We start from the raw sequence: 1,699 nt of genomic DNA, 5'->3' as shown, positions 1-1,699 counted from the left end.
CCCCGCAACGGCGCAAGCGCCGCCCCGCCGTGCTCGCCCTCGGCGTCGCCCTGGTCGCCGCCGGCGGCCTCGGCGGCGCGGCGCTGTACCTGACGACGGGCCAGCGAGTCCCCGTGCTCGCGCTCGCGCACGACGTACCGGCCGGTCAGCCGCTGACGGCGGACGACCTGACGGAGGTGCGGATATCGCTCGATCCCGCGCTGCACCCGCTCTCCGCCGGGAGCCACGTCCTCGACATGCGCGCCACCGCCGACCTCAAGGCCGGACAACTGCTCACCGCCGCAGACCTCACCAACGACCCGCTGGTCCAGGCCGGTCAGGAGGTGCTCGGCGTCTCCGCCAAGCCCGCGCAGCTCCCGGCCTCCGGACTGCACGCCGGGACATGGGTGGTGCTCGTCTACACCCCGTCCGCCGTGGGCAGCGGTGCGGGCACCGGCGCGGAGACCCTGCCGAGCCCCAGCGCTTCCGGTGGCGCCGGCGGGGCCACGCTGCTGCAGTCCGTGACGGTGCGTGTGGTGAGCGTCGGCGCGGCGTCCCAGGACGACGGCACCCGGGTCGTCGACGTCGCCGTCCCGAGCGCGCAGGCGGCGCCCGTGGCCGACCTGGTCGCGAGCGGCAAGTTCGCCGTGCTGCTCGCCGCCCCCGGCACGAACGGAGGCGGCTGATGGCAGTCGTCGCGATCACCGGGGGCCCCGGTGCGCCCGGGGCGACCAGCGCGGCCCTCGCGCTGCTGCTCAGCTGGCCCCTGACCGAGCACCGCCGGGTGCTGCTCGTCGAGGCGGACCCCGACGGCGGCGCGGTGCTGGCCGGCGCACTGCGGGGCGAGGTGCAGGCCGACAAGGGCCTGCGCAACCTCGCCGTGTCGGACCGGCGCGGCCGCCTGCTGCAGGAGATGTGGGACCAGTGCATCGACGTGTCCCCGCAGGGCACGGGCGACCGTCTGCTGCTGCCCGGCCTCACCGACCCGGCGCAGGCCGCCGCCCTCGTCTACACCTGGGAGCCGCTCGCCGAGGCGTGCCGCACCCTCGACGGCTACGGCTGTGACGTCATCGTCGACCTCGGCCGTTCCGGCGGCCACGGCCCCTCCGCGGTTCTGGCGCGCCGCGCCGACGCCGTCCTCGCCGTCCTGCGCACGACGCTGCGCGGCCTCAGCACCGCGCGTCCACGCGTCGCCGCGCTGACGGCGGAGCTGGCGCAGGACGGCGTGAGCGACGCGCTCGCGCTGCTGCTGATCCGCGAGGGCCCCTACGCGGCAGCGGAGATCTCCCGCGCCCTCGGCGCGCCCGTCGTCGGCCTGCTGCCCTTCGCACCCAAGGAGGCCCGCACCCTCTCCGACGGCGGCGGCCGCACCTCCGACCGGCGCTTCCAGCGCTCCGAGCTGATGCGCGCCGCCCGCTCCACCAGCGACGAGCTCCGCGCGCTGACGGCGCGTCGCCGTCTGGTCGCGCGCCCCCAACCCGCCGACTCGTCGTCCACGGTCCGGCCGGGGCAGGGGGCCACCGCCCCGGAACTGCACGCGATACCCGCGCCGACGCCCACGCCCGGTCTGACGCCCGCCCCGCTCCAGGCCGTCCCCACCCCAGCGCCGCCGACGCCGACCCCCTTCTCCCCGGCGGCGGACGCGAGCCGTCTGGGCTACCGCCAGGCCCACGCCGCCACCCCGGCCCCGAGCCCCCTGCCCGCGCACGAGACGCCGCAC

Annotated in this window: 2 protein-coding genes; both read left to right on the top strand. The window is 77.6% G+C overall.

The features are described from left to right. Nucleotides 1–665: SAF domain-containing protein (locus TR48_RS09845; protein ID WP_161789798.1), on the top strand; the 665-nt coding region annotated here is incomplete at its 5' end. Beyond that, the coding region (locus TR48_RS09840; RefSeq protein ID WP_063770953.1) for a CpaE-like family protein at nt 665–1,699 on the top strand (1,035 nt) is incomplete at its 3' end. The genes TR48_RS09845 and TR48_RS09840, both read left to right, overlap by 1 nt.

This window comes from Streptacidiphilus neutrinimicus, assembly GCF_000787815.1.
GTDB classification, from domain to species: Bacteria; Actinomycetota; Actinomycetes; order Streptomycetales; family Streptomycetaceae; genus Streptacidiphilus; species Streptacidiphilus neutrinimicus.
The sequence above is the reverse complement of the archived record's forward strand: the minus strand, read 5'-3'. Positions and strand labels throughout refer to the sequence as shown.